Here is a 22,549-nt window from a genome sequence, read left to right as displayed (position 1 = left end):
CTTCGCGATGGCGCGCACGGTGGGCTGGATTGCGCAGTGGAACGAAATGATCGCCGACCCGGAGCAGAAGATCGGCCGTCCGCGTCAGCTCTTCATCGGCGAGACGGCGCGCGAGGCCAAGCCGGTCTCGGCGCGCTGATGCAATGACGTGGTGCTCGCGTTGCGTTGACGTTGTTTAACGCAGCAACGGCGATACATGCCTGCGTGACGGTTCGCGCCGTCACGCGGTGCTCGACAGGAGGGTGCGCGCCAAAACGCGCACCCTCCTGTTTTTTGTTCCGTGCCGGCGTGAACCCGCTGCGCCTGACGCGGACAAACCTCTCGTACGATTTGCGCTCGAGCCACTACAATCGAGCGAAAGCGAACCGAAGAGGAGGCACGCGATGCAGGATCCTGAAGCACTCGGCGGCGTCACCCACGCAGGCGGCGTGGATCATCCCGCTCACGAGACCGATGGCGCATTTATCGCGCCCGAAACGCCCGAGGTCGCCAGCGCCGACCAGCACGTGCTCAAGTCGGGCGACACCTTTATCGTCAACGACCCGCTCGGCGATATCACCGGCGTCGACGACGGCCTCTTCGTCAACGACACGCGCGTGCTCTCCTCGCTGCGCCTCACCTTCGGCGGCCGCGTGCCATCGCTGCTCTCCGGCAGCGTGAGCAGCGACAACACCGCATTCACCGCGCATCTGACCAATCGCCCGCTGCCGCCGCTCGGCGGCACGACCACGCCCGAGGGCGTGATTCACGTGGAGCGCGAGCGCGTGCTCTCGGGCACCATGATGACCGAGGCCATCGAACTCACGAACTACGGCACTGAAGAAGCCGTCGTGCCGCTTTCGATCTCGTTCGCGAGCGACTTCCGCGACATGTTCGAAGTGCGCGGCCTGAAGCGCGCGCGGCAGGGCACGATCGTACCGCCGCGCGTGGAAGACGGGGAAGTGCGGCTCGAGTACATTGGCCTCGATCACGTGGCGCGGCGCGTGCGCATCGAGTTCTCGCCCACGCCGGACAAGCTCTTTGCCGACCGCGCCGACTTTACCGTCGCACTGCCCGCACAGGCCTGCGTCTCGCTCTACCTCACGGTGGCCATCGAGGTCGAGCCGCTGCCGGGCGCCGCGCCCGATGCGCCGAGCGCGAGCATCATCCAGCCCGACCATTGCCTCGCGCCCACGAAGGAGCAGCGCGTGGGGCGCGCGGCCGTGCGCGCCGCGCTGGTGGACGCGCACATCGTGATGCGCGAGCGCCGCCGCGCGGCGGCACAACTGCGCTCGAGCAATCCGCTCTTCAATGCGTGGATCAACCGCTCGATCGCCGACCTCGGCCTCTTGACCACGGATCTGCCCACGGGCCCGTATCCCTACGCGGGCATTCCGTGGTTCTCCACGCCATTCGGCCGCGACGCCATCATTACCTCGCTGCAGACGCTGTGGCTCACGCCCGCGCTCGCGAACGGCGTGCTGCGCTTTCTCGCGGCCCACCAGGCGCACGAGGACTCGGCGTTCCGCGACGCGGCGGTTGGCAAGATCATGCACGAGATGCGCAAGAGCGAAATGGCCGCCACCGGCGAAGTGCCGTTCGCGCTTTATTACGGCGGCGTGGACTCCACGCCGCTGTTCGTCGTGCTGGCGGGCGCCTATGCGGAGCGCACCGGCGACATGGCATTGATCGACGAGCTTTGGCCCGCGCTGGAGCGCGCCGCGGCCTGGGTGGCGGGCGTGTGCGACCGCAACCCGCTCGGGCTGCTCGACTACCGGCGCGAGTCGGAGGGCGGGCTCGCGAACCAGGGCTGGAAGGACAGCCACGACTCGGTGTTCCATGCGGACGGGCACTTCCCCGACGGCCCCATTGCGCTCGTCGAAGTGCAGGCCTATGCGAGCGCCGCGTTCGACACGATGTCGAAATTCGCCGCGCATCGCGGCCTCGTTGAAGAGTCCGCGCGCTATGCGGGTCGCGCCAACAAGATTCGCCGTTGCGTGGAAGAGAAGTACTGGATGTCGGAGTCCGAGTTCTACGGCATCGCACTCGACGGCCACGGCGAGCTGTGCCGCGTGCTCGCGTCGAACGCGGGGCATCTGCTTGCATTCGGTCTGCCCGAGTACGAGCGGGGGCGTGCGGTGGCCGGCGTCCTCGAATCGGCGCTGTTTCATACGGGTTGGGGCGTGCGCACGCTGGCTGCCGGTCAGGCGCGCTTCAATCCAATGGCCTATCACAACGGCTCGGTTTGGCCGCACGATAACGCGCTGTGTGCGCGCGGGCTCGCGCGTTATGGGCGCAAGGAGGCCGCCGTGCGGCTGTTGCAGGCGCTGTTCGAAGCGGCCGTTACATTCGATATGCGATTGCCGGAGCTGTTCTGCGGCTTCCCGCGCCGCCGCGGCGAGCCGCCCACTGCGTATCCGGTGGCCTGCCTGCCGCAGGCCTGGGCCGCGGGGGCGCCGTTCATGATGCTCGAAGCGTGTCTGGGTGTGAGCATCGATGCGGCGCGACACGAAGTGCGCGTCGAGCAGCCGATGCTGCCTGAGGGCATCGATTGGCTTGAAGTGGGGGATCTGCGCGTGGGTAGCGCGGCGGTGACGCTCACGTTCCGGCGTGTGGATGGCAAGGTCGTTGCATCGGCGGATCGCAGTGATGTGAAGGTGGTCGCGGTGCTGTGAGGTGTCGTGTGATTTGTGCGCGTTGCGTTGTCTGTTGGGAGCGGTAGGGAGGTTGATTCGCCGTGCTGGGGGTGTTGGCCTTTCCTTGTTTTCATGTGAAAGGCCAACCCGCCATAAAGAAACAACAAAACCGAGGAATCAGAATCGCGCTGCAAGTTCATTGCGCGACAGATGCGAGCGAATGCACGCGTGCGCGAGCCGTCGTCCCTGCGGTTGCCGCTATTGTTCGCGATGTCATCCGCGTGACTACGGAGCTTCGTGAACAATCGCACGAGCGGGAAGGCCGGTGCCGGCAGGCCGGGTATTCATGAAGGCCAGCGCAGGGCGCGGTGGACCGGATTCTAACCGGGCATGCCGCAGGTGCATCGCACGCGGATGGCTTGCCGCCACGACTTGCTAATTCTTCATCTGAATAGCAATTCAATTCACTACATCGAATAGATTTCATTTTCTTTACGATTTGCCCCAAAACGTCGATTAATCGCTTTGCATGCGCGCTTTTGGGGCGCGCATTGCACCACTTTTTTTCAGGTGTGCTTTCGGCGCAACGCAGGCTTCAATTTCAACGCAATTTTTATTTTCGACGCCTTATGATGCGCTTGATCGTTGTTTCACACCACGGAGCATGACAATTCTGCCTGATTGCTGCAGCAAGCGGCAGGCATTGTGTCGTTTGCAATAATCAATTGCCAATAGCGCAATAGATCGCAATTGAAGCGTAGCTGAAGCGCATCAATTGTCCACGCACGATATTCGTCGATAGAGCATTTGAATCAATTCACTAGCGCCCACACTCGGAGCCATAAAACATGAAAAAATCGCTAATCGCCCTCGCAATCACCGGTGCGTTTGCCGTTTCGGCGCATGCGCAAAGCAGCGTGACGCTCTACGGCCTGATCGATACCGGCATCGTCTACACCAACAACCAGTTGGGCCACAGCAACTGGCAGCTCAACACCAGCTCTACGCAGAACACGGTGTTCGGCCTCAAGGGCTCGGAAGACCTCGGCGGCGGCCTCCATGCGGTCTTCAAGCTCGAACAGGGCTTCCTGCTCAACAACGGCGCACAGGCGTTCTCGGGCGACATGTTCGGTTCGCAGGCGTGGGTAGGCCTGCAGAGCGACAAATACGGCACGCTGACGTTTGGCCGCCAGTTCGATGTAATGAACGACCTCGTTGGCCCGCTCACGGCGGAATCCAACACGTGGGGCGGCAATATTGCCGCGCATCCGTTCGAGAACGACAACCTCGCGGCGAACTCGGTCGTCATCAATAACTCGGTCAAGTACGCGAGCCCGACGTGGTACGGACTCACGGCCGAGACCATGTACTCGTTCAGCAACAAGGCAGGTAACTTCGCGAACAACCGCTCGTACGGCTTCGCGCTTTCGTATGCGCAAGGCCCCCTCAACCTCGCGGCCGGCTACCTGCAGCTCAACGGCGCCGGCAACGGCAGCGGCGCGGTCACCACGGGCGACACGAGCGCGAACTTCATCGCGCAACGCCAGCGCATCTGGTCGCTGGGCGGCAACTACACCTATGGTCCGGTCACGGCGGGCCTCGTGTGGAGCCACACGCAGATCGACAACGCGGCGGGTGTGTTCTCGTTCGGCACGGGCACGTATCTGGGCGCCAACGATTCCTCGGCGGGATCGCTTTCGGGCTCGCTGCGTCTGGACAACTACGAAGCCAACGTGAAGTACGCGCTCACGCCGGCGTGGACGGTCTCGGGCGCCTATACGTACACGCATGGCGCGTATAACGGCTCGAACCCGGGTTGGAACACGGCGATGCTGCAGACGGACTACGCCATCAGCAAGCGCACCGACTTCTACCTCGAAGGCGTTTATCAGAACGTGCATGGCGCGCCGCAAGGCTCGGTGCTCTCGCACGCGATGATCAACACGCTTTCGCCGTCTTCGACGGACACGCAGGTGGCCGTGACCGTGGGCATGCGTCACGCGTTCTGATCAGGAGAGGGCCACGGCAACGGCGTGCTTGCAAAAGACTCCGGGCTCGCCTACCGGACAGTTACAGCCGTAAGCGAGCCTGCCATCGTCTCCGATGGCGAGTCGAACCCGGTAACGCTGAGTGCCGCTGACGCTGGCGCGAACCGCATCCTCGTGGACATCGGCGCTACGGGTTGCAATCAGAAGGCGACGAACGGCCCCGTTGCCTTTGACGTCTGTGCCCCGTCGATTGCTGTGAATACCGTTCGGCCAAAATAGAACGGCAATCCCATGATCCACGTACCGTCATCCGGCGTATTCGGCATGCCAGCAGGGCCAGCAAGAGACGGATTGACTGCCGAGTGCGGATAGGTCGCCATGTATTGCAGTGGGTCGCGGACATTGACGGTAGCCGCGACCGGACCCGCCGGAGACGGAAACAGGACCGTGGTCGACCCCGACGCACAATAGTACTGATCGGTCAGGCCAGGGACGGACGCGCATACCGGGGGGCTGCCCGCCATGTTGAAGTAGCTGCCGGTTGAGCCTGTATCGAGCGTTGCCTGTCCGGTCACTCCGTTGATGACGACATTCGCGATCATGTTCTCGTTCATGGGATAGATGTTCGCGTTGCCCAGCTTGTTGTTATCCCGGGTATCGATGCCGAAAATCAGCTTGCCGGTCAGGCTCGCCATCCCATCCACCGCCGATGGAAATACGATCACCGAACCGTTGTTGTCGCGGCTGAACTTCGTGATCGGATTGGGAATCTGATTCTCGAGCGCGACTAGCGTCGGCGTGCAGCTTGCGCCGACGCACGAAAAATACTGGGCCACGGTCGGATCGTCGGCACATGCGCTGCCGCAGTCGTGAGCGCTGGTGCTGATTCCCAAAATACCATTCGCATTCATCGACTTCAGATTGCCTGCATTCGCACCTTGCTCCTGACAGGCAGGCGGTACCGTGGACAGATCCGGGTCGTTGATCAACTGGATCGGCGTGCTGCGCGCGATTTCCCCGCCAAGACGGATGTCCGCGCTTTTCAACGTACCCCACGTATAGCCCGATCCGAATGTCATGCACTGCGCCAACACCGGTTTGGTGGTGTCTGTATGCCCCAGAAGGCCGGCCGGATTGGTCAGCGCTGAAGCCAGCAACCGCAGGCCCGAAGAGCCCGTGTCGACCAGAACATGATCGATGGTCTGGCAGTTGTCCGTTCCGGGTGCGCAAACCGTGACGCTGACATAGGGTACGTCCGTTGAGGTGCCCAGCGGCCCCTTATCGACCGTCAACGGAACGACGTTGAGATTCGCGTTGCTCGTGTCGTCGCTGCTTGCGCCGCCACATGCGGCAAGGAGGGAGCAGAGGGCAGCCAATGCCAGGTGATACTTTATTTTCATTCGATGACTTCTTTGAAAGACCGGGGTTTTGCCGGCGCGCGCGCATTACGCGCGTGGCCTGATTGAGCGAGGCACTTTGCGTCACTCGCGGCCGGCGCGGAACCCCAATCGCGATCCTGATTGTTGGGTATCAAGGCTCATCGAACTTTTCACAAAAACGGCAATGGTCATTGAGCGAAAAATCGTTGGGACAGCTGTGTTTGCCACAGTGCAGATGCCGATTGCCACTCGCCCGGTGGTGGCTCGCAAACGAACGCTGGCCCAAATGTTCACTCCAATCTTTTCTACGTTAGCGCGAGCTACCAGATTGTGCCGACGTTTGCGCTAGACGGCGGCGCTTACCGCGTGATTGTCAGCGGCCAAGACCGGGTCAGGGCCAGGTGGGCATCATGGCCGGCATCAGACACTTGTTCTGAGTACGCCGGGAAACCGGCATGGTGCGAGTCCACGACGATGAAGGAGTAGCGATCCACTTCGGTCCTGAGCTGTGCGCAATCGCGGCTCAATGAATGAGTCAGGGCCTCCCCGATCCCGGTATTGACACCGATCGGTGCCATCACGGCTGCTACACAACTTTCCGGGACGGGGAGGTCATGGAAGCGTGACTCGTGTTGGCACCGGCCAGCAGAGCCGAAGCGCAGCGTGATCGTTTTGCAAGCGGTCGTGGGACTGCGCGAGCGTGATTGGGGGTAAACACCACTGTCGACGCCCGATCGCGGGCCGTAAACGAGGGGTCAGGGCGTAGTCGCAAAGCTGCGGCTACGGTGACAGTGCGCGCAAGAAGCGCCTGTCAACGCCACACGTCTCGCCTCGCATTCGCCTTCATGACGCAGCCGCGTCTTGCTCATTCACCAGGGAAACGAAGTGCCAAAATCTGCGCTCACGATCAGACTCAAGTTCATGTTCGCGTTCGGCGTCATTGCAGCCTTGATGCTGGCCGTCGGACTCATCGGAATAGTCGGTCTATTGCACCTTGACGCCAATGCCGTTCCGTTATACCGCTGGGCGATGACAAGTCTGGTTGCGCTCGGGGCAGTGGGCTTTGCTGTCGCGCTCTACGCCGGCCTCCATCTGCAGGCCATCGTATGCGGCGGCCTGTATCGCATTGCCAGGAAATTCGAGGACATCGCGGTTACGCTCGATCTGTCGGCGCGGTCTTCGCCGCCGCGCATGGACGAGTTTGGCCGCTCCGCCGTGGCGTTCGACAAGTGGATGAGACGCATGGAAGAGACGATGTTGTCGGTCCGCTCCTCGACCGATCTGGTTACCTCGGCAACGCGCGACATCGCGGCCGGCAACCTCGATCTGTCCGCCCGCACCGAGGAGCAAGCCGCGTCGCTGACCGAGACCGCCTCGAGCATGACGGAGCTGACCGGGACCGTGAAGCAGAACGCCGACAGTGCACGTGAGGCGAGCGGCCTTGCCGCCGACGCGACGGACATCGCCAATACGGGCAGCGACGTCGTGCAGTCGATGGTGGCCACGATCGACAAGATATCCGGCAGCTCGAACAAGATTTCGGAGATCACGGGCGTGATCGAGAGTATTGCGTTTCAAACGAACATCCTCGCGCTCAACGCCGCGGTCGAAGCCGCTCGCGCCGGTGAACAAGGGCGAGGCTTCGCCGTGGTCGCGAGCGAAGTTCGAAGCCTCGCGCAACGATCGGCAACTGCGGCCAAGGAGATCAAGGACCTGATTGCCTCGTCCGTCGCGACCATCGAGACGGGCTCGCAGCAGGCGAGCGAAGTCAGCACCGCGATGAGCGAGATCAAGGGCGCCATCAAGCGCGTTTCGGCAATCGTCCGCGAGATCGCCGGCGCGTCGGAGCAGCAAAGCCGCGGCATCGAGCAGGTCAATCAGGCCGTCATCCAGATGGACCAGGTGACGCAGCAGAATGCGGCGCTCGTCGAGCAGGCGGCAGCGGCAGCGCGTTCGCTCGAGGAGCAGGCCGGCAGACTGAAATCGACGGTGTCGTCATTCAAGCTTTCCGATACGACGCGATTGGCCATCTCGATCGATGCATAGTGCGAGCAGGCGAGCGCTTCGGCCACGCCGGACGCCCCTGGCGTCGCATGCGATAAGGCGCGACAAGGCGGATGTTAGCCCTCCATCCAGCTGACATGTGCGCTCACCACCCGCCATCCTTCAGGCATCTTCACCCATGTCTGAGTCTGCCTGCCGATGCGCGGATCGCCTTCGCGCCGGAACTCGATATGGGTGACGGCGAACGAGTCGCCATAGGCCGTGACGACGCGCGCCGTCACCGTGCGTGCGAGTCCCTTGCCGGGCCGCGCGGCGCGAAACGCGCGGATCGCCTCGTAGCCGTAGAGGTTTTCCGTCGCGCCGTAGCGCAGCGTATTTGGCGAGTCGAAGAAGAGCTTGTCGAGCACGGCAACGTCGTTGGTAACGAGGGCCTGCTCGTACGCATCGAAGACGGCGTCGACTTCGGCGAGCACATCGGGACGGTTGATCACGCTCACGCTTCCTCCCTCGATGCCAGGTGCGCCTCATCGAACGACGGTGGAGGCGGGCAATAGGCGACGTGCTCCGCTTCGAGCCGGCGCGCCGCCTCGAAGGCGAGATCTTCGCGCCAGGGTGGCGCGATCAGTTGCACGGCGATCGGCAAGCCGCTTTTCGTGCGCATGGGTGCCGCAACGACCGGCAGGCCGAGGCACGACACGGGCTGTGTCAGCAAGCCGAGGTTGGGCCGCAGCGCGAGCCGCTCGCCGTTGATCTCCATGAACGCGTCGCCGACATGCGGCGCAACCAGCGGCGTTGCGGGCGCGATCAGCACGTCATAGTGTTCGAAGAGTTCGAGTACACGCCGCCGCAATGCTCCACGTACGCGCTGCGCCTGGACGATCCATGAGGCGGGCAGGAGTGCGCCGGCGATGAGGCGATCGCGCGACAGAGGCTCGCGATCGTCATAGTGCGAGCGCAGGCTTTCCGTGTGCAACTGGCCGGCTTCCGCCGCCGTGATGAGAAACGCCGCGCCGCGGGCGGCATCGGCAGCGGGATACTCGAGCGTGTCTGAGGCACCTAGCGCTGCGGCCGCGGTACGCGATGCATCACGCGCGTCATCGTTCGCGTGCTCGTCGAAATAGCCGCCAAGGCGCGCAACCCGCAAGGCGCCGTGCGTCGCATTCACGGATTCGAAAGCGCGTTGCGCACACGCGGGGTCGCGCGGATCGGCAAACTGCAACGCATCGTAGATTGCCGCGAGATCTTCGACGTTGCGCGCGAATGCGCCCATGTGATCCAGACTCGCGACGAACGGATACGTGCCGTATCGCGAGAGGCGTCCAAACGTCGGCTTCACGCCAAAGACGCCGCACAGCGACGCGGGCACGCGCACCGAGCCATTCGTGTCCGTGCCGAGCGTGACCGGCACGAAGCCCGCCGCGACCGCTGCCGCGCTGCCGCCCGACGATCCGCCGGCGGAGCGCGTCAGATCGTGCGGATTGCGGCACGGCCCGGCATGATGGTTATCGGTCGTGAAGCCGTATGCGAACTCATCCATGTTGAGCGCGCCGGTGAGAATCGCGCCCTGCGCGGTGAGACGCTTCACGAGTGTCGCGTCGCGCGTGGCGGGCGGTGCGTCGGCGAGCACGCGCGAACCGGCGAGTGTCGCGATGCCTTCGATATCGAAGAGATTCTTGGCGGCGAATGGCACGCCCGCCAGTGCGGGCAACGCGTCGCCGCGCGCGCGGCGTGCATCGAGCGCAGCCGCTTCGGCAAGCGCCCGTTCGCGTGTGATCGCGGTGAAAGCATTGATCTGCGCATCATACGCATCGATGCGCGCGAGTGTCGCTTCGATCAGCTCGCGCGCGCTGAACGCGCCATCGGCGTAGGCGCGGGCGATGCCGAGCGCGCCACAGGGGAAGGCCCGATGCGTGGTCATGGGCGGTACACCGGTGCAGGTTCGTCGTCCGTATCGACGGGGTAGGCGAGCACGGGCGCTGCGAGCTGCGCGATGCGGGCGAATTGCGCCTTGACACGCGTGGCGGCCTCTTCGGGAAGCGCGGGGAAATTCAGTGCAAGCGCGGCGTCCGCGTAGGCGTCGAGCGGTGGGTTGCAGATGGAAGACATGACGGTCATGCTCACGAGAGGTTGGGAAAGAGTTCACGTACACGTGCGATCAATGCCCGATCGCTGTTGCGCGGACCGATGAACGAAAGCGCGAGTGGCCGCGATGCTTCGCTCAGGACCGGCACCGTGACTTGCGGCAAGCCGGCAAATGCGGCGACGGAGTTCATCGTGAGCGCATCGCGATAGAACGAGTCGATGCCCTCTGGCGATTCGTTTTTGGCAAGCAAGGCGCGCGGCGTCGTCGGCAGCACGATGAGCGCGCCACTCACGATACGTTCCACCTGTTCGGCCAGCGTCTCGCACATGACGCGGCATCGCTCGACTTGCGCGTCATCGAGCGAGCGCAACCGCGCGAACCGCGCCGCGATGTCAACGCCAAAGCGCGGCGCGCTCGCTTCGATCCAGGCGCCGAGCGATGCGCGGATATCGTTGTCCTGTAACTGCTGATACACATGAAGCCAGCGCGCTGGATCGCCTGCGAAGATTTCAACCTCTTCCTGCGTGGATGAAAGTTCACGAAGACGCTGCGCGTCGTCCGGTTCAATTGCGGCGCGCGCATCGAACGCTTCCTTGAAGCGCACGAGCGACCCGGGCACGCCGGCGGCGGGCACATCGTCGAGAAGTACATTCGCGACGCACGCGAGCATGTCGCCCGAGCGTGCGAACCAGCCGACCGTGTCGAAGCAGGGCGCGAAGCGCAGCACGCCGTCGAGCATGGCGTCATCGTGCGTCGGGCGGATGCCCCACAGTCCGCAGAATGCGGCGGGCACGCGTACGGAGCCGCCCGTATCGGTGCCGAGTGCAAAATCCACCTCACGGGCCGCGACCGCCGAGGCCGATCCGCTCGACGATCCGCCCGGCAACGCATGCGGCCAGCGCGGATTCAGCGGCGTGCCGTAATGTGCGTTCACGCCTTCGAGGCTGTACGCGAGCTCATCGGTGATGGTCTTGCCGTCGAGGTGTGCGCCCGCGGCGAGCAGCTTCGCGACGCAGGGCGCATGACGGCTGGCTGGCGTGTGGGTCGCGAGCCAGTCGGGATTGCCGCCGCCCGTTGTGCTGCCGGCCACGTCGATCAGATCCTTGACGGCGAAGCGCAAGCCATCCAGCGTCCCGCTGCCCGTCGCAGCGGCTTGCAGACGCGGACCCGGGACAAAGGCACTCATTGGGCCGCTCCCGTCAATGCGTCGGCGAATTGAAGCGAATCCGCGACGAACCCATAGCACTTCTTCACGTTCCAGATGCTCGCCTGCGTGCAGAACGCGGGCGACGATGTCGCGCAGCAATCGGTGAGCATCACGCAGCCATAGCCGAGAAAGTTCGCGTCGGTGAGCGTGTGCATCACACATTGATCGGTATTCACGCCCGCGAAGAAGATCGTGCGCGTGCCGAGATTACGCAGGATGCTGTCGAGCGGCGTATCCCAGAAGCCGCTGATGCGGTACTTGTCCACGCAAATGTCCTGCGGCTCGATCTGCAGTTCATCGACGACCGCTGCCGCCCATGAATCCTTCTGCAGCACGCGCGCGCCATGTTGCGGCAACGCTTCGCCAAGACCGATGCCCGTCCCCTTGGGCTTGTACAGATGAAGCTGGTTGGGCGGCATGTTGGCGAGATCGGCCCGGTTGCCCCAGTTCACCCAGATCACCGGCACGCCGCTTTGCCGCGCAATCGGGAGGAGGTGCTGCAGTGGTGCAATCGGGGCGCGGTCTGCACCGTAATCGCCCCCGATGTGGTCCACCCACCCGCCTTTGGTGCAGAAGTCGTTCTGCATGTCGATGATGACGAGCGCCGATCTTCCCATGTCGAAGCGTACTTTCTGCGGCTTCGAATCGAGCGTTGCGAGGCGCGGCGCGGGCGCCGGAGCAGCCATGTCGACGAGCGATTCAGTGGCGTGCCAGCGGGTCTGCGCGAATGCGCCGAGCGCACCGGCGGGCATTGTCTGGCTTGGGTTTGAGGCGTGGTCCATCGGGTTCTCCGCAGCGTTGGATCGGTGACGCTCGAGTGCGTGGAAGGCGCGTCGCGACGTCATGAAACGCGGGCCTGGTTCATGGCATCGGCAAGCGGTTCTTCGGCGCAGCGAACGCGTATTGGCATTGAAGTTGCAATGTGCGTTTCAGTCATGAATAACCTACTTACCGAAAGTCAACGCAAAAGGAGTGCCAGTGATGATCAGTTCGCAACAGGCTTCGCGCGAAAAATTGCGCCGCCGCTTCGTGTTCCGTGCCGTGGTCATGGCGGGCGTGGTCGCGCTCGCCGCGCCCGCGTTCTTTCTCCCCGTTGCGCACGCCGCCGATGACGCAATGCGCGTCGGCGTGCTGATTCCCGGCTCGAAGACGGACAACGGCTGGATGGAGTCGGGTTACGACGGCGTCGTGGCCGCGCAAAAAGAGTTCGGGCCGAAGCTGAAGACGCAGATCATCGAGAACATCAACTACGCGGACATGGAGCAGGCGCTCACCAATCTCGCGACGAAGAACCAGCTCGTGATCGGCATCGGCGGGCAGACGCAGGCCGCCGTGCTGAAGATCGCGAAGCGCTTTCCGAACGTGAAGTTCTCCATCGTCGGGGGCAACAAGGGCGAGAACATGCCGCCGAACGTCGCGGGCTACGACGTGAAGCAGGCCGAGATCGCGTTCGTCGCGGGCGCGGCGGCAGCGATGCTCTCGAAGAACGGCGCGGTGAGCTATGTCGGCGGCATGGAAATTCCGTCCATCGTCAACGCGGGCAAGGAATTCGGTAACGGCGCGCGCTATATCAATCCGAAGATCAAGTATTTCGAAAGCTATACCGGCGACTTCGATAATGTCGCCAAGTCGCGTGAAGCAACGGCCGCCGCCATCGCGCAGGGCGCCGACGTGCACTATCACATCCTGAACCTCGGCCTGCGCGGGCTCGAGCAGGCGGCCAAGGAGAAGAACACGCACGTCATCGGCAGCTATACGGACCGCTGCGGAAGCGATCCGCTCTATATCGCGTACAGCATTACCGGTGTCGGGTTTCAGGCGCAGTACGCGATCGAGCAGCTGGAGAAAGGACAGTGGCAACCGGGCTACAAGGCTTTCGGCCTCGCGATGGGGCCGAAAGCGTCCGGCATGGTCATCTGCAAGTCGACGCCCGCGATGGACGCGAAGCTCAAGCAGATCGAAGACGACATCCTCAGCGGGAAAATCAAGGTGTCCGAAGGATGAGCGCGCTGCCTTTACCTTTACCTTTACCTTCACCTTCGCCCTCGAGCGATAGCGCGCCGATTCTCTCGCTCGAGGACATCGGCAAGCGCTTCGGCGCGTTCACGGCGCTCGAAGGCGTATCGCTCGACCTGATGCCCGGCGACGTGCATTGCCTGCTCGGCGAGAACGGCGCCGGCAAGTCGACGCTATGCAACGTGATCTTCGGCGTGCACCAGCCCGACGCCGGGACGATGCGCGTGAACGGCGCGCCATATCGGCCGCGCAATCCACGCGAGGCGCTCGCGCACGGCGTCGCGATGGTGCACCAGCATTTCAGTCTGGTCGACGATGCCAGCGTGCTCGACAACCTGCTGCTCGGGCAGGCGCGTGGCTGGCTAAACCGTCAGCGCGAAGCACGGCGCGTGCGCGATGTGCTGGCGAGCGTCGGTCTGGAGTTGCCGCTCGACGCGCAGGTGGCGGACTTGTCGGTGGGCGAGCGGCAGCGCGTCGAGATCGTCAAATGCCTGCTGCGCGAGCCGCGTCTTCTGCTGCTCGACGAGCCGACCGCGGTGCTCTTGCCCGCCGAGATCGACACGCTGCTCGACACCTGTGAGCGTGTGGCGGAACGTGGCTGCGCGGTGGTGCTCGTCACGCACAAGCTCAAAGAGATCAGCCGCGTCGCCACGCATGCGACCGTGCTGCAGTCCGGGCGCGTGGTTGCGCGCTCGGCGTCGCCCGCGACCGAGATCGACAGGCTCGTGCATGCGATGATCCATCGCGAAGGCGACGACCCGCCCGGCGATCTCACCGGGCGTCTGTCCCTGGTGCAGGCCGCTTCGCCGTACTCGCGCCCGCTGCAGGACGAAGTGCTGCAACTCGATGGCTTGAGCGCACGCGATGCCGAAGGCGTTACGCGCCTGGAGGACTGCACACTCATTGTGAATCGCGGTGAGATCGTCGGCGTCGCGGGCGTGGAAGGCAATGGGCAAAGCGAACTCGGCGCGGTGCTTGCGGGCATGCTGAGGGCGTCGGCCGGACGCTTCTTCGTCGCCGGGCACGATATGACTGACGCGAGCCCGCACGAACTGACGCAGGCGGGCGTGGGCATCGTGCCGGAAGATCGTCACGCGGTGGGTTGCGTCACCGGCATGAGTCTCGCCGACAATCTGCTGATCAATCATGTCGACCGCTACACGCGCGCCGGCTTCCTGAAGCGCCGCGAGATGCGTGCCGCCGCGCTCGAACTCATGCAGCGCTTCGATGTGCGCGCAAGCAGCCCCGATGCGCTCTTCGGCGGTCTCTCCGGCGGCAATCAGCAGAAGGCCGTGCTCGCGCGCGAGCTGACGCTCGATCCGCTGCGTTTCCTGCTGGCCGCGCAGCCGACGCGCGGCCTCGATGTCGGCGCGGTCGCCGCCGTGTACTCGCACATCCGTGCGGCGCGCGAGCGTGGCGTCGGCGTGCTGCTGATTTCCTCCGAACTCGACGAACTGATGAACGTCGCCGACCGCATTGTCGTGCTGTATCGCGGCCGCATCATGGGCACCTGCGCGCCCAATGCGAGTAATCGCGCCCGTATCGGCGCCTGGATGGCGGGCACGGAGTCGATGACATGAATCCGCAAATGAAACTGCAAACCCCATTCGCGTCGGCGCGTGCCACGCAAAGCTGGCGCGCGCGCCTGCCGCGCTTGCGGGTGGCGGGCGTGATCGCCGCCTCCGTCGCGTTCGCGATGCTCGCCGCGCTCGCGCTGATCGCGCTGATGCACGTCTCCATCGCGGACGCGCTCGCTGCCTTCGCTGACGGCGCCTGGGGCTCGCCTTATGCGATCGGAGCGTCGATCAATCGCAGCCTCGCGTTCGCGCTCGTCGGCACAGGCTTTGTCATCGCGAACCGTGCCAGTCTGACCAACGTCGGCGGTGAAGGGCAGCTCGCAATCGGCGGCATCGTCGCGACCGCGATGAGTCTCTACGGTGGCTGCGCGCATCTTCCTTTTGGCCTGTCGTTCATTGTTCCCATGCTGGGCGCCGCGGCAGCCGGCGCGGTGTGGGGCGGAGTGCCAGGCGTGCTGAAGGCGAAGGCCGGCACGAACGAAGTGATCAGTACCTTGCTGCTGTCGTTCATCGCCGTATGGTTTCTGTACTGGTGCGTGCAAAGCGAAGCGCTGCTGCGTCAGCCGATGTCCAACGCGGCGACGCTGCCCGAATCGCTCGAAATCCCCGATCTGACGAAACTGCCGGCTATCTTCGCCACGAGCGGCATGAATCTGAACATCGGCTTGCCGGTGACGATCGTGCTCGCCATTGCGTCCGCGATCCTGCTCACGCGCACACGCTTCGGTCTCGCGTTGCGCGCGGTGGGCCTGAACGCCGTTGCCGCGAGACGTGCGGGCTTGCCGATCACTTCGTCGCTCGTCGGCGCACTGGCGCTTGCGGGCGCGTTCAGTGGGCTGGCGGGCGCACTCATGCTCCAGGGCGACCAGTATTCGCTCAAGGCCGGGTTCTCGTCGGGCTATGGCTTCGACGGACTCGTCGTCGGACTGCTCGCCCGTGGTTCGATCACGGGCGTGCTCGTCGCCGCGCTGCTGTTCGGTTTTCTGCGCTCGGGCGGCATCAATATGGAAATGGTCGCGCAGGTGCCGTCGGCACTCGTGCTGATCGTGCAGGGCATCGTCACCATCGCGCTCGCGGGCGGCGCGTGGTGGCTCGACAAGGGAGACGCGCGGCGATGAATCTCGAACTCCTGGCGGTATTCGCGGGTGCATCCATTCGCCTGTCCGCGCCCATGATGATTGCCGCCACCGGCGAGCTCATCAGCGAGCGGGCGGGTGTGCTCAACATGAGCGTCGAAGGCATGATGCTGACGGGGGCGTTTCTAGGTGCGACGTTTTCGTGGCTCACGGGCATTCCCTCGCTCGGCCTTTTGGGCGGCATGCTAGGCGTGATTCCGCTCGCGCTGCTGCAGGCGTTTTTGAGCGTGACGCTGCGCGCGAACCAGATCGTGACGGGCATCGGTATCAACATCCTGGCGCTCGGCGGCACCACGCTCGCTTACCGGGAAATCTTCGGCGAACGTTCGAACGCCACGATTCCGGGGCTCGCGCACTGGTCGCCGCCGGTGCTGGGCAAGCTTCCGCTGATCGGCGAGCCGGTGTTCGGGCAGGCGTGGCTGCTGTATGCGGGCCTTGCCGTGTTGATCGCGACCTCGGTCGTCATGCGCCGCACCGCGCTTGGCATCGCACTGCATGCGAGCGGGGTTGCGCCGCGTGCGGTCGATCAGTCGGGTCTTCCCGTCGTGCGCATCCGCTACGGCGCGGTCGTGTTCTCGGGTGTGATGTCGGCGGCGGCGGGCTGCTTTATTTCCATCGGCGATATTCACACCTTTACCGAAGGCATGACCAACGGCACCGGCTATCTCGCGATCGCGGCGATCATCTTCGGCAACTGGAAGATCGGCCGCACCGCGCTCGCGTGCCTGCTGTTCGGGACGGCCACCGCGATGCAGTTTCAGTTGCCGATGTTCGGCCTGCACGTGCCGACCGCGCTTCTGGCCATGCTGCCCTATCTGCTTGCGCTGGTCGCGGTCGCGGGCCTGATCGGCCGGCAGACCGCGCCGCCCGCGCTCACGCAGCCGTTCAAACGCTAATCGCGTCGGCGCGACGGAGTACCATTGTGTTTCGTCGCGCCGTGTTCAACTCATCGATCGATTTCATGCCAGGCACAGCCGTATCCAGAAAGACCAGCAAAGACGAGCCCACGCGCCGCCAGCAGCTCGCCGCGAAAACGCGCGAGCGCATCTTCAACATCGCGATCCGGGAATTCGCCGACAAGGGCTTCAGCGGCGCGCGCGTCGAGACCATCGCGACTCGTGCGAAGGTGAACATCCGCATGATCTATCACTACTTCGGCGGCAAGGAAGCGCTCTACGTAGAAGTGCTGGAGCATGTGCTCGCGCGGCTGCGCGAGGCGGAGCTCGCGGTGACGCTCGACGTACACACGGTCGATCCCGCCACAGGCATCCTTCAGCTCTACGACTTCACCGAAGGCCATTTCGCCGCGCATCCGGAACTGCTGTGCCTGTTGTCGTGGGAAAACCTGAACCGGGCGCGAGTGCTAAAGAAGTCGAAAGTGATCCAGGCGATGTCCTCGCCGGTGCTCGACAAGCTCCACACGTTGATCCGGCGCGGCGAGGCGGCGGGTACGCTGCGCAAGGGAATTGACCCGCTGCATCTGTACGTGACGCTCGTGAGCCTCGCGTACTTTCACAGGTCGAATGCGTACACCATCTCGCGCATGTTCGACACCGACATGCTCGCGCCGTCGTGGCAGAGCGATCACACGGCGCAGACGCATGAGCTCGTGCGCGCGTATCTCGCCGGAGAGCGCGTGCTCGAACTGAACTGAGCGCGTTCAGTCGACTGTTTTTCTTTTCTTCGAAATTGCTCTGACGATTAGCCGGCCACCGACCATCACCACGAGCGACAGCAAGGTGGTCTTCGTGCCGAGCGCGTAAATTACGGGCGTCGTGACCGGGGTCGTCAGGCCGCAGTATGCCCCGGCGTGCTGATGACGCGCACGCCGGGCACTCCATCGTACGCGTCGCGCTGGATGCACCCGCGCGCCTCAACTGCGAAGTCGCCGGGGCAATACGCGTTGTCAGCCCGGGCGCGTGCGGCCGCCAGTTCGTCAGTATGGACGTGAATGTCCGACGCGCACCCATCGCGGTGGCCACCCTCCGATAGCCGCCAGTGCACGGCGATGGGCTGACAGGTTGTGGGCGTTACTGCGCCTTGATCAACACTGGATCGATGTACGCATTGACGTCCTGCGATTGCTTGTAGACGCCGTTACGCACATTGAACTTGTCGGCATTCACGCTCGATCCATAGAGCGAACCAAAGTCGTCTCCTTTCACGAATACCTTCTTCGCGGCAGCAAGATCGAGCAGGTGCGTCCCCTTCAGCAGCGGGAGATACTGCTCGGGCGTCAGCCCCACGCGCGCCGACATGATCTTGACGGCATCCGGTTGCGTTTTCGGATCGTCGATGTAGGCCACGCAGCGATACCAGACCTTGATCACCTTTTCCCATTCCGCCCTGTGCGAAGCGAGGCTCGACGGATTGACGGCGAGCACGTCATAGATAAGTCCGGGCGCGTCCGATGACGTATAGATCGGCCGGGATCCGGGTACGTGCGTCAGCGCCTCTCCGGCGTTCGGTTGCCATGCGGCTACCGCGGCGATATCGTTCGACGACCCGAGCACCTGCGGCAGTTCGTTTGTCTTCGCATTGACGAGCGTGACGTCCGATTCCTTGAGGCCATGCGCGCCAAGGGCGGTATCGAGAAGCAAATGATCTACGAGACCGACTTCGACGCCGACTTTCTTGCCTTTGAGGTCCGCGATGGATTTGACACCTGCTTTGCCGATGATCATGTCGTTGCCACTCGAATAGTCGGTGACGAGCGCCATGACGTTCTTTGCCCCGTTTGCCCCGGTGACGAGCGAGTCACCGTTGGTCGTGCCAACCGCGTCGAGTCGGCCGGCAGAGAACGCGTCGAGCGAGGCCGAGTAATCGAACCACTCGAAGTCGACGTCTACGCCGGACTGCTTGAACCAGCCCTTGTCGATCGCGATCTGGAACGCGACATAGCCGGGCCAGTCGCTGTATCCGATCTTCAGGGGCGAAGCGACGGCGGGTGCGGCGACGGAGCCGATCGCGAGCGCGGCGGCCACGCCAGTCAATGCGTGCCGGAAAGACGGTGCAAGGCGCGAGACGGCGGTTTCAATACGTTTCATTGCGGACTCCCGGGTACCGGTGAAGTGGATTGGACTTTGCGGTGCACTGCGCGTGGCCGGTACCAGCGGAATCGGAAGTGACGGGGCCGGCCACGGAGAGGCACGATAGCCGCGGCTATCGCCAATCTCCCGGGCTTTTGTCCCGCCGTGTAGTGCAGCGCGCGAACCTGTGTGTAGCGGTTGCGCCCATGCACCGGGCTGCTCTCGGACCAGACGTTCTAACGAACCGGAACCCTAGCATCCCTAAGATGCGACTTCATCGCACCCCTCGGCGCACTGCTATGCGAAAAGCGTGCCACCCTGCATGGGCCAGGATGTGAGTCGCTGGAGAGTGGGGGAGTCGGTCAGACTTTGTCGAGCGCTGCAAAGCGCAGATGAACGAAGGCAAGGAAGCGCTCCAGCCGGTCTGCGATCTCTGGCGAGAGCCGTACGTACCTGATCCGGCGGTCGTTCTGCGCAGCACTTTCAAGCAGCCAGTTCTCGTCGATCAGTCGCTGCACGTACGCAACTGCAGTGCGGCGGCTCACACCCGGCATGAACTCGTACAGGGCAGTCTTTGGGAACTCGGTCTGGTCGCCGGCCCACATCTGCAGGAAGAGGTCGCTGTAGTTGAGGTCATTCAGGCCGATGTCGCCAAACTGCGCGGACCACTGGAAATCCATGTCGAGGATGGCTTTTGCCACCGCTCGCGCTTTCGCCCTGCCAATTTTCTTTGTCATTGATTCACCATAATGAGGAGCGGCGCTCGCTTTGCGTGCGCGCGTTCCCGAAAAGTGGGCGTGCGCGCCATAGGCCGATGCTTCGATCCGCAGCCAGATAGCGCGTCAATAATTAGTATATTGACATCACCCCAAACGCGATTATTATTGCATGCAATTTTGCATATATTATCGGACTGGCTCCCATGAAACTCGAGCTTTTCAGAACGTTCTGGGGTTTTTCGGGCGATCCGCGCGACGTCGTTTGCCCAATGCGTAGCGCCGGTTTCGACGGTATCGAGGCACAGGTGCCGCAAGCGCCCCACGATCGCGAACGACTCGGACAGGTGCTTGAAGACGAAGGGTTCGCCTTCATCGCCGAGGTGACGACAGGCGGGGGCTATGTGCCGATTCGCGCGGCCACGCCCGATGTTCATTTGCGCGACCTGGAAGAGAGCATTGTGCGCGGAAAAGCGCTCAAGCCGTGCTTTTTCACGGTTATAGCCGGATGTGATGCATGGCCGCTTGCGGTACAAGTCGAGTTTTTCTCACGTGCGCTCGACATCGCGGCAAAACATGACGTCGTTTGCAGCTTCGAGACGCACCGCAGCCGCTCGATGTTCAATCCGTGGGTGACGCGCGACATCGTGCGAGCCGTCCCGCACCTGAAGCTAACCTGCGACTTCAGTCACTGGGTTGTCGTCTGTGAGCGACTACTCGACGGCGAGGAAGACACGCTCGCGGAACTTGTGCCGCACGCGCACCATGTGCATGCGCGCGTCGGCTATCCGCAAGGGCCCCAGGTGCCGCATCCGGCGGCGGCGGAGTATCGGACTTGCCTCGAATGGCACCAGCGCGCGTGGGAGCAGATATGGGCAGCCCAACGCCGGCAAGGCTACGCGACGACGACGATGACGCCCGAATTCGGGCCGGACGGTTACCTCCACACGCTGCCGTTTACCCACGCGCCGGTCGCTGACCTGTGGGAAATCAATGCGTGGATGGCCGCGCAGGAGCGCCAGCACTACGACGCGTTTCTACGCCGTGCGCAAATAGCGCCGGGCATGACAGCCCGACATGCGGGTTGATGCCTCGCGGCGTTTTCACGACTGCAATCACATGATCAGGATCCCTATGCATACTGCCTTCGATCGCCTTCCCGTTGTCGACATCGCCGGGCTCTTTAGCGACGACCTTGACCGGCGCCTCGCCGCGGCTCGTGCTTTGGACCGCTCGGCGCGAGAGGTGGGATTCTTCTACGTAGTTGGCCACGGCGTGCCAGGCTCGTTGCGCTCGGCGTTGACTGCGCATGCGCGCAACTTCTTTGCGCTCCCGTACGAGCGGAAGATGCAATACTACATCGGTCACTCTCGCGCACACCGTGGCTACGTTCCCGAAGGCGAGGAGGTGTTCGGGCAAGGCGCGCGCGACAGGAAGGAGGCGTTCGACACGGGCCTCGAACTGCCGGCCGATGACCCTGCCGTCGCACGCGGAACGCCAATGCTCGGTCCGAATGTCTGGCCCGAGGATCTGCCAGGATTTCGTGAGGCAGTCAGCCGATATTACGAAGCCGTGATCGCGCTGGGTCGCGTGCTTTTTCGCGGATTCGCGCTCGCCCTGGGTCTTGCCGAAGATCATTTCGATACGCTGCTGAAGCGACCGCCGAGTCAGCTGCGACTCGTTCACTACCCACATGATACGCAGGCCTCGGATCAGCCCGGCATTGGTGCGCACACGGATTACGAGTGCTTTACGATCCTTTTTCCGACCGCGCCCGGTCTGGAGGTCATGAACGGCGAGGGGCAGTGGATCGACGCGCCGCCCGTCGACGACGCATTTGTGGTCAATATTGGCGACATGCTCGAGGCGTGGACGGGCGGCGCCTATGTGGCGACGTCACACCGTGTGCGCAAGGTTGTCGAGGAGCGCTATTCGTTCCCGCTCTTCTTTGCCTGTGACTACGAGACGGTAGTTGCGCCGCTGCCGGGCTATGCAACGCCCGCTGCGCTGCAGGCCTACCCGCCGCTCGTGGCCGGAGAGCACCTGTTCAGGCAAACGGCGCGCACGTTCACCTATCTGCGGCGGCGCGTCGAAAGCGGGCAGCTGGTGCTCTCCGATGAAGCAGCGTCGACTGCCAGCTTCGGGCAACATGCCCGCGCCGCGAAATCCGCCGGACAAGATTGACGCGCGCGGCTTGCAGGCTCAGTCCGGGGCACCACCTTCCGTTCGCTGTGTCTGGCATGCGCATTCAGGTCGCTGCAACTCGATGAAGCGCGAGGCCATGATCTCGTAGAGCAGGCGGCGAAGTTGGGAAAGAAATGGCATGTGAGTACTCCAGTTGACGGGCTATCGGACAGGAATGCAATCGCCATGCCATCGCGCAAGCACCGCCAGTGACCCCGATGGATGGCATTGCATGCTTCGACGTGGTGCAGTGTCCTCATGGCAGTGCACTGAACGCCCCGCGAGCGCGCGTCAGTGACCTGCAAGCGTTGTATATGCCCTTCGAACTTTCGGCGCGGCACGCTGAGACACGTCCAGCCCGCTGGCCTGTGCGCGTTTTCGGATCGGCTTCTCGTTGTGCTGGCATGGAACTGGCTTATCTATGCCGCGAGAGGTGCGAAGCAATTTGCATCATCTTAGGATCGCTAGGGTTCCGGTCGCCGTGCAGTCTCGCGTGCGATGCCTGGTCCGAGAGCAATCCGGTCTCGTCTCCCACCTTGATGGCAAGGCGGCGGCGGGGCTCCACGGAGGGATAAAAGCCCGGGAGGTCGCGATGTCGTTCGGTCGCCCTCTCAC

General features: G+C 63.6%; 18 protein-coding genes, 2 pseudogenes and 2 riboswitches. Of the genes and pseudogenes, 11 read left to right on the top strand and 9 right to left on the bottom strand.

Annotation, left to right across the window (positions count from 1 at the left end):
- From EYW47_RS41610 to EYW47_RS01205, 3 genes and pseudogenes are all read left to right on the top strand, one after another.
- Nucleotides 1-139: pseudogene (locus tag EYW47_RS41610) on the top strand (citrate/2-methylcitrate synthase); the annotation flags it as partial.
- A gap of 244 nt (nucleotides 140-383) precedes the next feature.
- Nucleotides 384-2,654 (top strand): amylo-alpha-1,6-glucosidase, encoded by a 2,271-nt coding sequence (locus EYW47_RS01210; protein ID WP_133193063.1) that lies wholly within the window; start codon nucleotides 384-386, stop codon nucleotides 2,652-2,654.
- An 809-nt stretch (nucleotides 2,655-3,463) separates the two neighbouring features.
- Nucleotides 3,464-4,624 carry a porin gene (locus EYW47_RS01205; protein ID WP_133193062.1) on the top strand — a complete coding sequence of 387 codons (1,161 nt, stop codon included), beginning with the start codon at nucleotides 3,464-3,466 and terminating at the stop codon, nucleotides 4,622-4,624.
- 179 nt (nucleotides 4,625-4,803) lie between these two features.
- Here the strand turns inward: EYW47_RS01205 and EYW47_RS01200 are convergent, their stop codons facing one another.
- On the bottom strand, nucleotides 4,804-6,003 hold the full coding sequence (locus tag EYW47_RS01200; protein ID WP_133193061.1) for a DUF3443 family protein: 1,200 nt from the start codon (nucleotides 6,001-6,003) through the stop codon (nucleotides 4,804-4,806).
- Between the two features lie 864 nt (nucleotides 6,004-6,867).
- Here EYW47_RS01200 and EYW47_RS01195 point away from each other — a divergent pair.
- Entirely contained in the window at nucleotides 6,868-8,028 is a 1,161-nt protein-coding gene (locus EYW47_RS01195) for a methyl-accepting chemotaxis protein (RefSeq protein WP_276322921.1), read from the top strand.
- Nucleotides 8,029-8,102: 74 nt separating this feature from the next.
- Here the strand turns inward: EYW47_RS01195 and hpxZ are convergent, their stop codons facing one another.
- Genes hpxZ through EYW47_RS01170 form a run of 5 tightly spaced genes read right to left on the bottom strand, consistent with a single transcriptional unit; the run spans nucleotide 8,103 to nucleotide 12,058 of the window.
- Entirely contained in the window at nucleotides 8,103-8,483 is a 381-nt protein-coding gene (gene hpxZ, locus EYW47_RS01190; RefSeq protein WP_133193060.1) for an oxalurate catabolism protein HpxZ, read from the bottom strand.
- Nucleotides 8,480-9,904: an AtzE family amidohydrolase gene (locus EYW47_RS01185; RefSeq protein WP_133193059.1), complete on the bottom strand. Its 1,425-nt coding sequence runs from the start codon at nucleotides 9,902-9,904 to the stop codon at nucleotides 8,480-8,482. The genes hpxZ and EYW47_RS01185 overlap by 4 nt, the downstream gene beginning before the upstream one ends.
- Complete coding sequence (locus tag EYW47_RS01180; protein WP_133193058.1) at nucleotides 9,901-10,092, bottom strand: DUF4089 domain-containing protein; 192 nt, start codon at nucleotides 10,090-10,092, stop codon at nucleotides 9,901-9,903. Before EYW47_RS01180 ends, EYW47_RS01185 begins: the two co-directional genes overlap by 4 nt.
- An 11-nt stretch (nucleotides 10,093-10,103) precedes the next feature.
- Nucleotides 10,104-11,255 carry an amidase gene (locus EYW47_RS01175; protein ID WP_133193057.1) on the bottom strand — a complete coding sequence of 384 codons (1,152 nt, stop codon included), beginning with the start codon at nucleotides 11,253-11,255 and terminating at the stop codon, nucleotides 10,104-10,106.
- Nucleotides 11,252-12,058: a cysteine hydrolase family protein gene (locus EYW47_RS01170; RefSeq protein ID WP_133193056.1), complete on the bottom strand. Its 807-nt coding sequence runs from the start codon at nucleotides 12,056-12,058 to the stop codon at nucleotides 11,252-11,254. The genes EYW47_RS01175 and EYW47_RS01170 overlap by 4 nt, the downstream gene beginning before the upstream one ends.
- Nucleotides 12,059-12,254: 196 nt before the next feature.
- Between EYW47_RS01170 and EYW47_RS01165 the strand changes: the two genes are divergently transcribed.
- The 5 genes from EYW47_RS01165 (at nucleotide 12,255) to EYW47_RS01145 (ending at nucleotide 17,659) form a co-directional block, all read left to right on the top strand.
- The gene (locus tag EYW47_RS01165; protein WP_133193055.1) at nucleotides 12,255-13,280 is read left to right on the top strand and encodes a BMP family protein; all 1,026 of its coding nucleotides are present in this window, start codon (nucleotides 12,255-12,257) and stop codon (nucleotides 13,278-13,280) included.
- Entirely contained in the window at nucleotides 13,277-14,872 is a 1,596-nt protein-coding gene (locus EYW47_RS01160) for an ABC transporter ATP-binding protein (RefSeq protein ID WP_133193054.1), read from the top strand. Before EYW47_RS01165 ends, EYW47_RS01160 begins: the two co-directional genes overlap by 4 nt.
- Nucleotides 14,869-15,987, top strand: coding sequence for an ABC transporter permease (locus EYW47_RS01155; protein ID WP_133193053.1), 1,119 nt, complete (start codon nucleotides 14,869-14,871; stop codon nucleotides 15,985-15,987). Before EYW47_RS01160 ends, EYW47_RS01155 begins: the two co-directional genes overlap by 4 nt.
- Nucleotides 15,984-16,901 carry an ABC transporter permease gene (locus tag EYW47_RS01150; RefSeq protein ID WP_133193052.1) on the top strand — a complete coding sequence of 306 codons (918 nt, stop codon included), beginning with the start codon at nucleotides 15,984-15,986 and terminating at the stop codon, nucleotides 16,899-16,901. The genes EYW47_RS01155 and EYW47_RS01150 overlap by 4 nt, the downstream gene beginning before the upstream one ends.
- Nucleotides 16,902-16,966: 65 nt before the next feature.
- Nucleotides 16,967-17,659 (top strand): TetR family transcriptional regulator, encoded by a 693-nt coding sequence (locus EYW47_RS01145; protein ID WP_133193051.1) that lies wholly within the window; start codon nucleotides 16,967-16,969, stop codon nucleotides 17,657-17,659.
- A 6-nt stretch (nucleotides 17,660-17,665) separates the two neighbouring features.
- Here EYW47_RS01145 and EYW47_RS41605 read toward each other — a convergent pair.
- The 3 genes and pseudogenes from EYW47_RS41605 to EYW47_RS01130 all read right to left on the bottom strand — a co-directional run.
- A pseudogene (locus EYW47_RS41605) lies at nucleotides 17,666-17,800 on the bottom strand (ABC transporter permease); the annotation flags it as partial.
- A gap of 235 nt (nucleotides 17,801-18,035) precedes the next feature.
- Complete coding sequence (locus EYW47_RS01135) at nucleotides 18,036-19,052, bottom strand: ABC transporter substrate-binding protein (RefSeq protein ID WP_133193050.1); 1,017 nt, start codon at nucleotides 19,050-19,052, stop codon at nucleotides 18,036-18,038.
- Between the two features lie 124 nt (nucleotides 19,053-19,176).
- Nucleotides 19,177-19,301: riboswitch (guanidine-I (ykkC/yxkD leader) on the bottom strand.
- A gap of 95 nt (nucleotides 19,302-19,396) precedes the next feature.
- A complete protein-coding gene (locus EYW47_RS01130; protein WP_240763485.1) occupies nucleotides 19,397-19,735 on the bottom strand; it encodes a MarR family transcriptional regulator in 339 nt (112 codons plus the stop codon).
- A 221-nt stretch (nucleotides 19,736-19,956) separates the two neighbouring features.
- Between EYW47_RS01130 and EYW47_RS01125 the strand changes: the two genes are divergently transcribed.
- Entirely contained in the window at nucleotides 19,957-20,838 is an 882-nt protein-coding gene (locus EYW47_RS01125) for a sugar phosphate isomerase/epimerase family protein (protein ID WP_133193048.1), read from the top strand.
- Nucleotides 20,839-20,884: 46 nt separating this feature from the next.
- On the top strand, nucleotides 20,885-21,934 hold the full coding sequence (locus EYW47_RS01120; protein ID WP_240763484.1) for an isopenicillin N synthase family dioxygenase: 1,050 nt from the start codon (nucleotides 20,885-20,887) through the stop codon (nucleotides 21,932-21,934).
- Nucleotides 21,935-22,387: 453 nt separating this feature from the next.
- Nucleotides 22,388-22,522, top strand: a riboswitch (guanidine-I (ykkC/yxkD leader).
- The last annotated feature ends 27 nt before the right edge of the window (nucleotides 22,523-22,549 follow it).

The sequence above is a fragment of the Paraburkholderia silviterrae genome (assembly GCF_004353915.1).
Classification (GTDB): domain Bacteria; phylum Pseudomonadota; class Gammaproteobacteria; order Burkholderiales; family Burkholderiaceae; genus Paraburkholderia; species Paraburkholderia silviterrae.
This window is presented reverse-complemented; position numbering and strand designations above follow the sequence as displayed.

Bases quoted from the DNA above. Each gene is read 5' to 3' on its own strand.
- EYW47_RS01210 (WP_133193063.1), top strand. From the start codon at position 384: ATGCAGGATCCTGAAGCACTCGGCGGCGTCACCCACGCAGGCGGCGTG.
- EYW47_RS01205 (WP_133193062.1), top strand. From the start codon at position 3,464: ATGAAAAAATCGCTAATCGCCCTCGCAATCACCGGTGCGTTTGCCGTT.
- EYW47_RS01200 (WP_133193061.1), bottom strand. From the start codon at position 6,003: ATGAAAATAAAGTATCACCTGGCATTGGCTGCCCTCTGCTCCCTCCTT.
- EYW47_RS01185 (WP_133193059.1), bottom strand. From the start codon at position 9,904: ATGACCACGCATCGGGCCTTCCCCTGTGGCGCGCTCGGCATCGCCCGC.
- EYW47_RS01180 (WP_133193058.1), bottom strand. From the start codon at position 10,092: ATGTCTTCCATCTGCAACCCACCGCTCGACGCCTACGCGGACGCCGCG.
- EYW47_RS01175 (WP_133193057.1), bottom strand. From the start codon at position 11,255: ATGAGTGCCTTTGTCCCGGGTCCGCGTCTGCAAGCCGCTGCGACGGGC.
- EYW47_RS01170 (WP_133193056.1), bottom strand. From the start codon at position 12,058: ATGGACCACGCCTCAAACCCAAGCCAGACAATGCCCGCCGGTGCGCTC.
- EYW47_RS01160 (WP_133193054.1), top strand. From the start codon at position 13,277: ATGAGCGCGCTGCCTTTACCTTTACCTTTACCTTCACCTTCGCCCTCG.
- EYW47_RS01155 (WP_133193053.1), top strand. From the start codon at position 14,869: ATGAATCCGCAAATGAAACTGCAAACCCCATTCGCGTCGGCGCGTGCC.
- EYW47_RS01150 (WP_133193052.1), top strand. From the start codon at position 15,984: ATGAATCTCGAACTCCTGGCGGTATTCGCGGGTGCATCCATTCGCCTG.
- EYW47_RS01145 (WP_133193051.1), top strand. From the start codon at position 16,967: ATGCCAGGCACAGCCGTATCCAGAAAGACCAGCAAAGACGAGCCCACG.
- EYW47_RS01135 (WP_133193050.1), bottom strand. From the start codon at position 19,052: ATGAAACGTATTGAAACCGCCGTCTCGCGCCTTGCACCGTCTTTCCGG.
- EYW47_RS01125 (WP_133193048.1), top strand. From the start codon at position 19,957: ATGAAACTCGAGCTTTTCAGAACGTTCTGGGGTTTTTCGGGCGATCCG.
- EYW47_RS01120 (WP_240763484.1), top strand. From the start codon at position 20,885: ATGCATACTGCCTTCGATCGCCTTCCCGTTGTCGACATCGCCGGGCTC.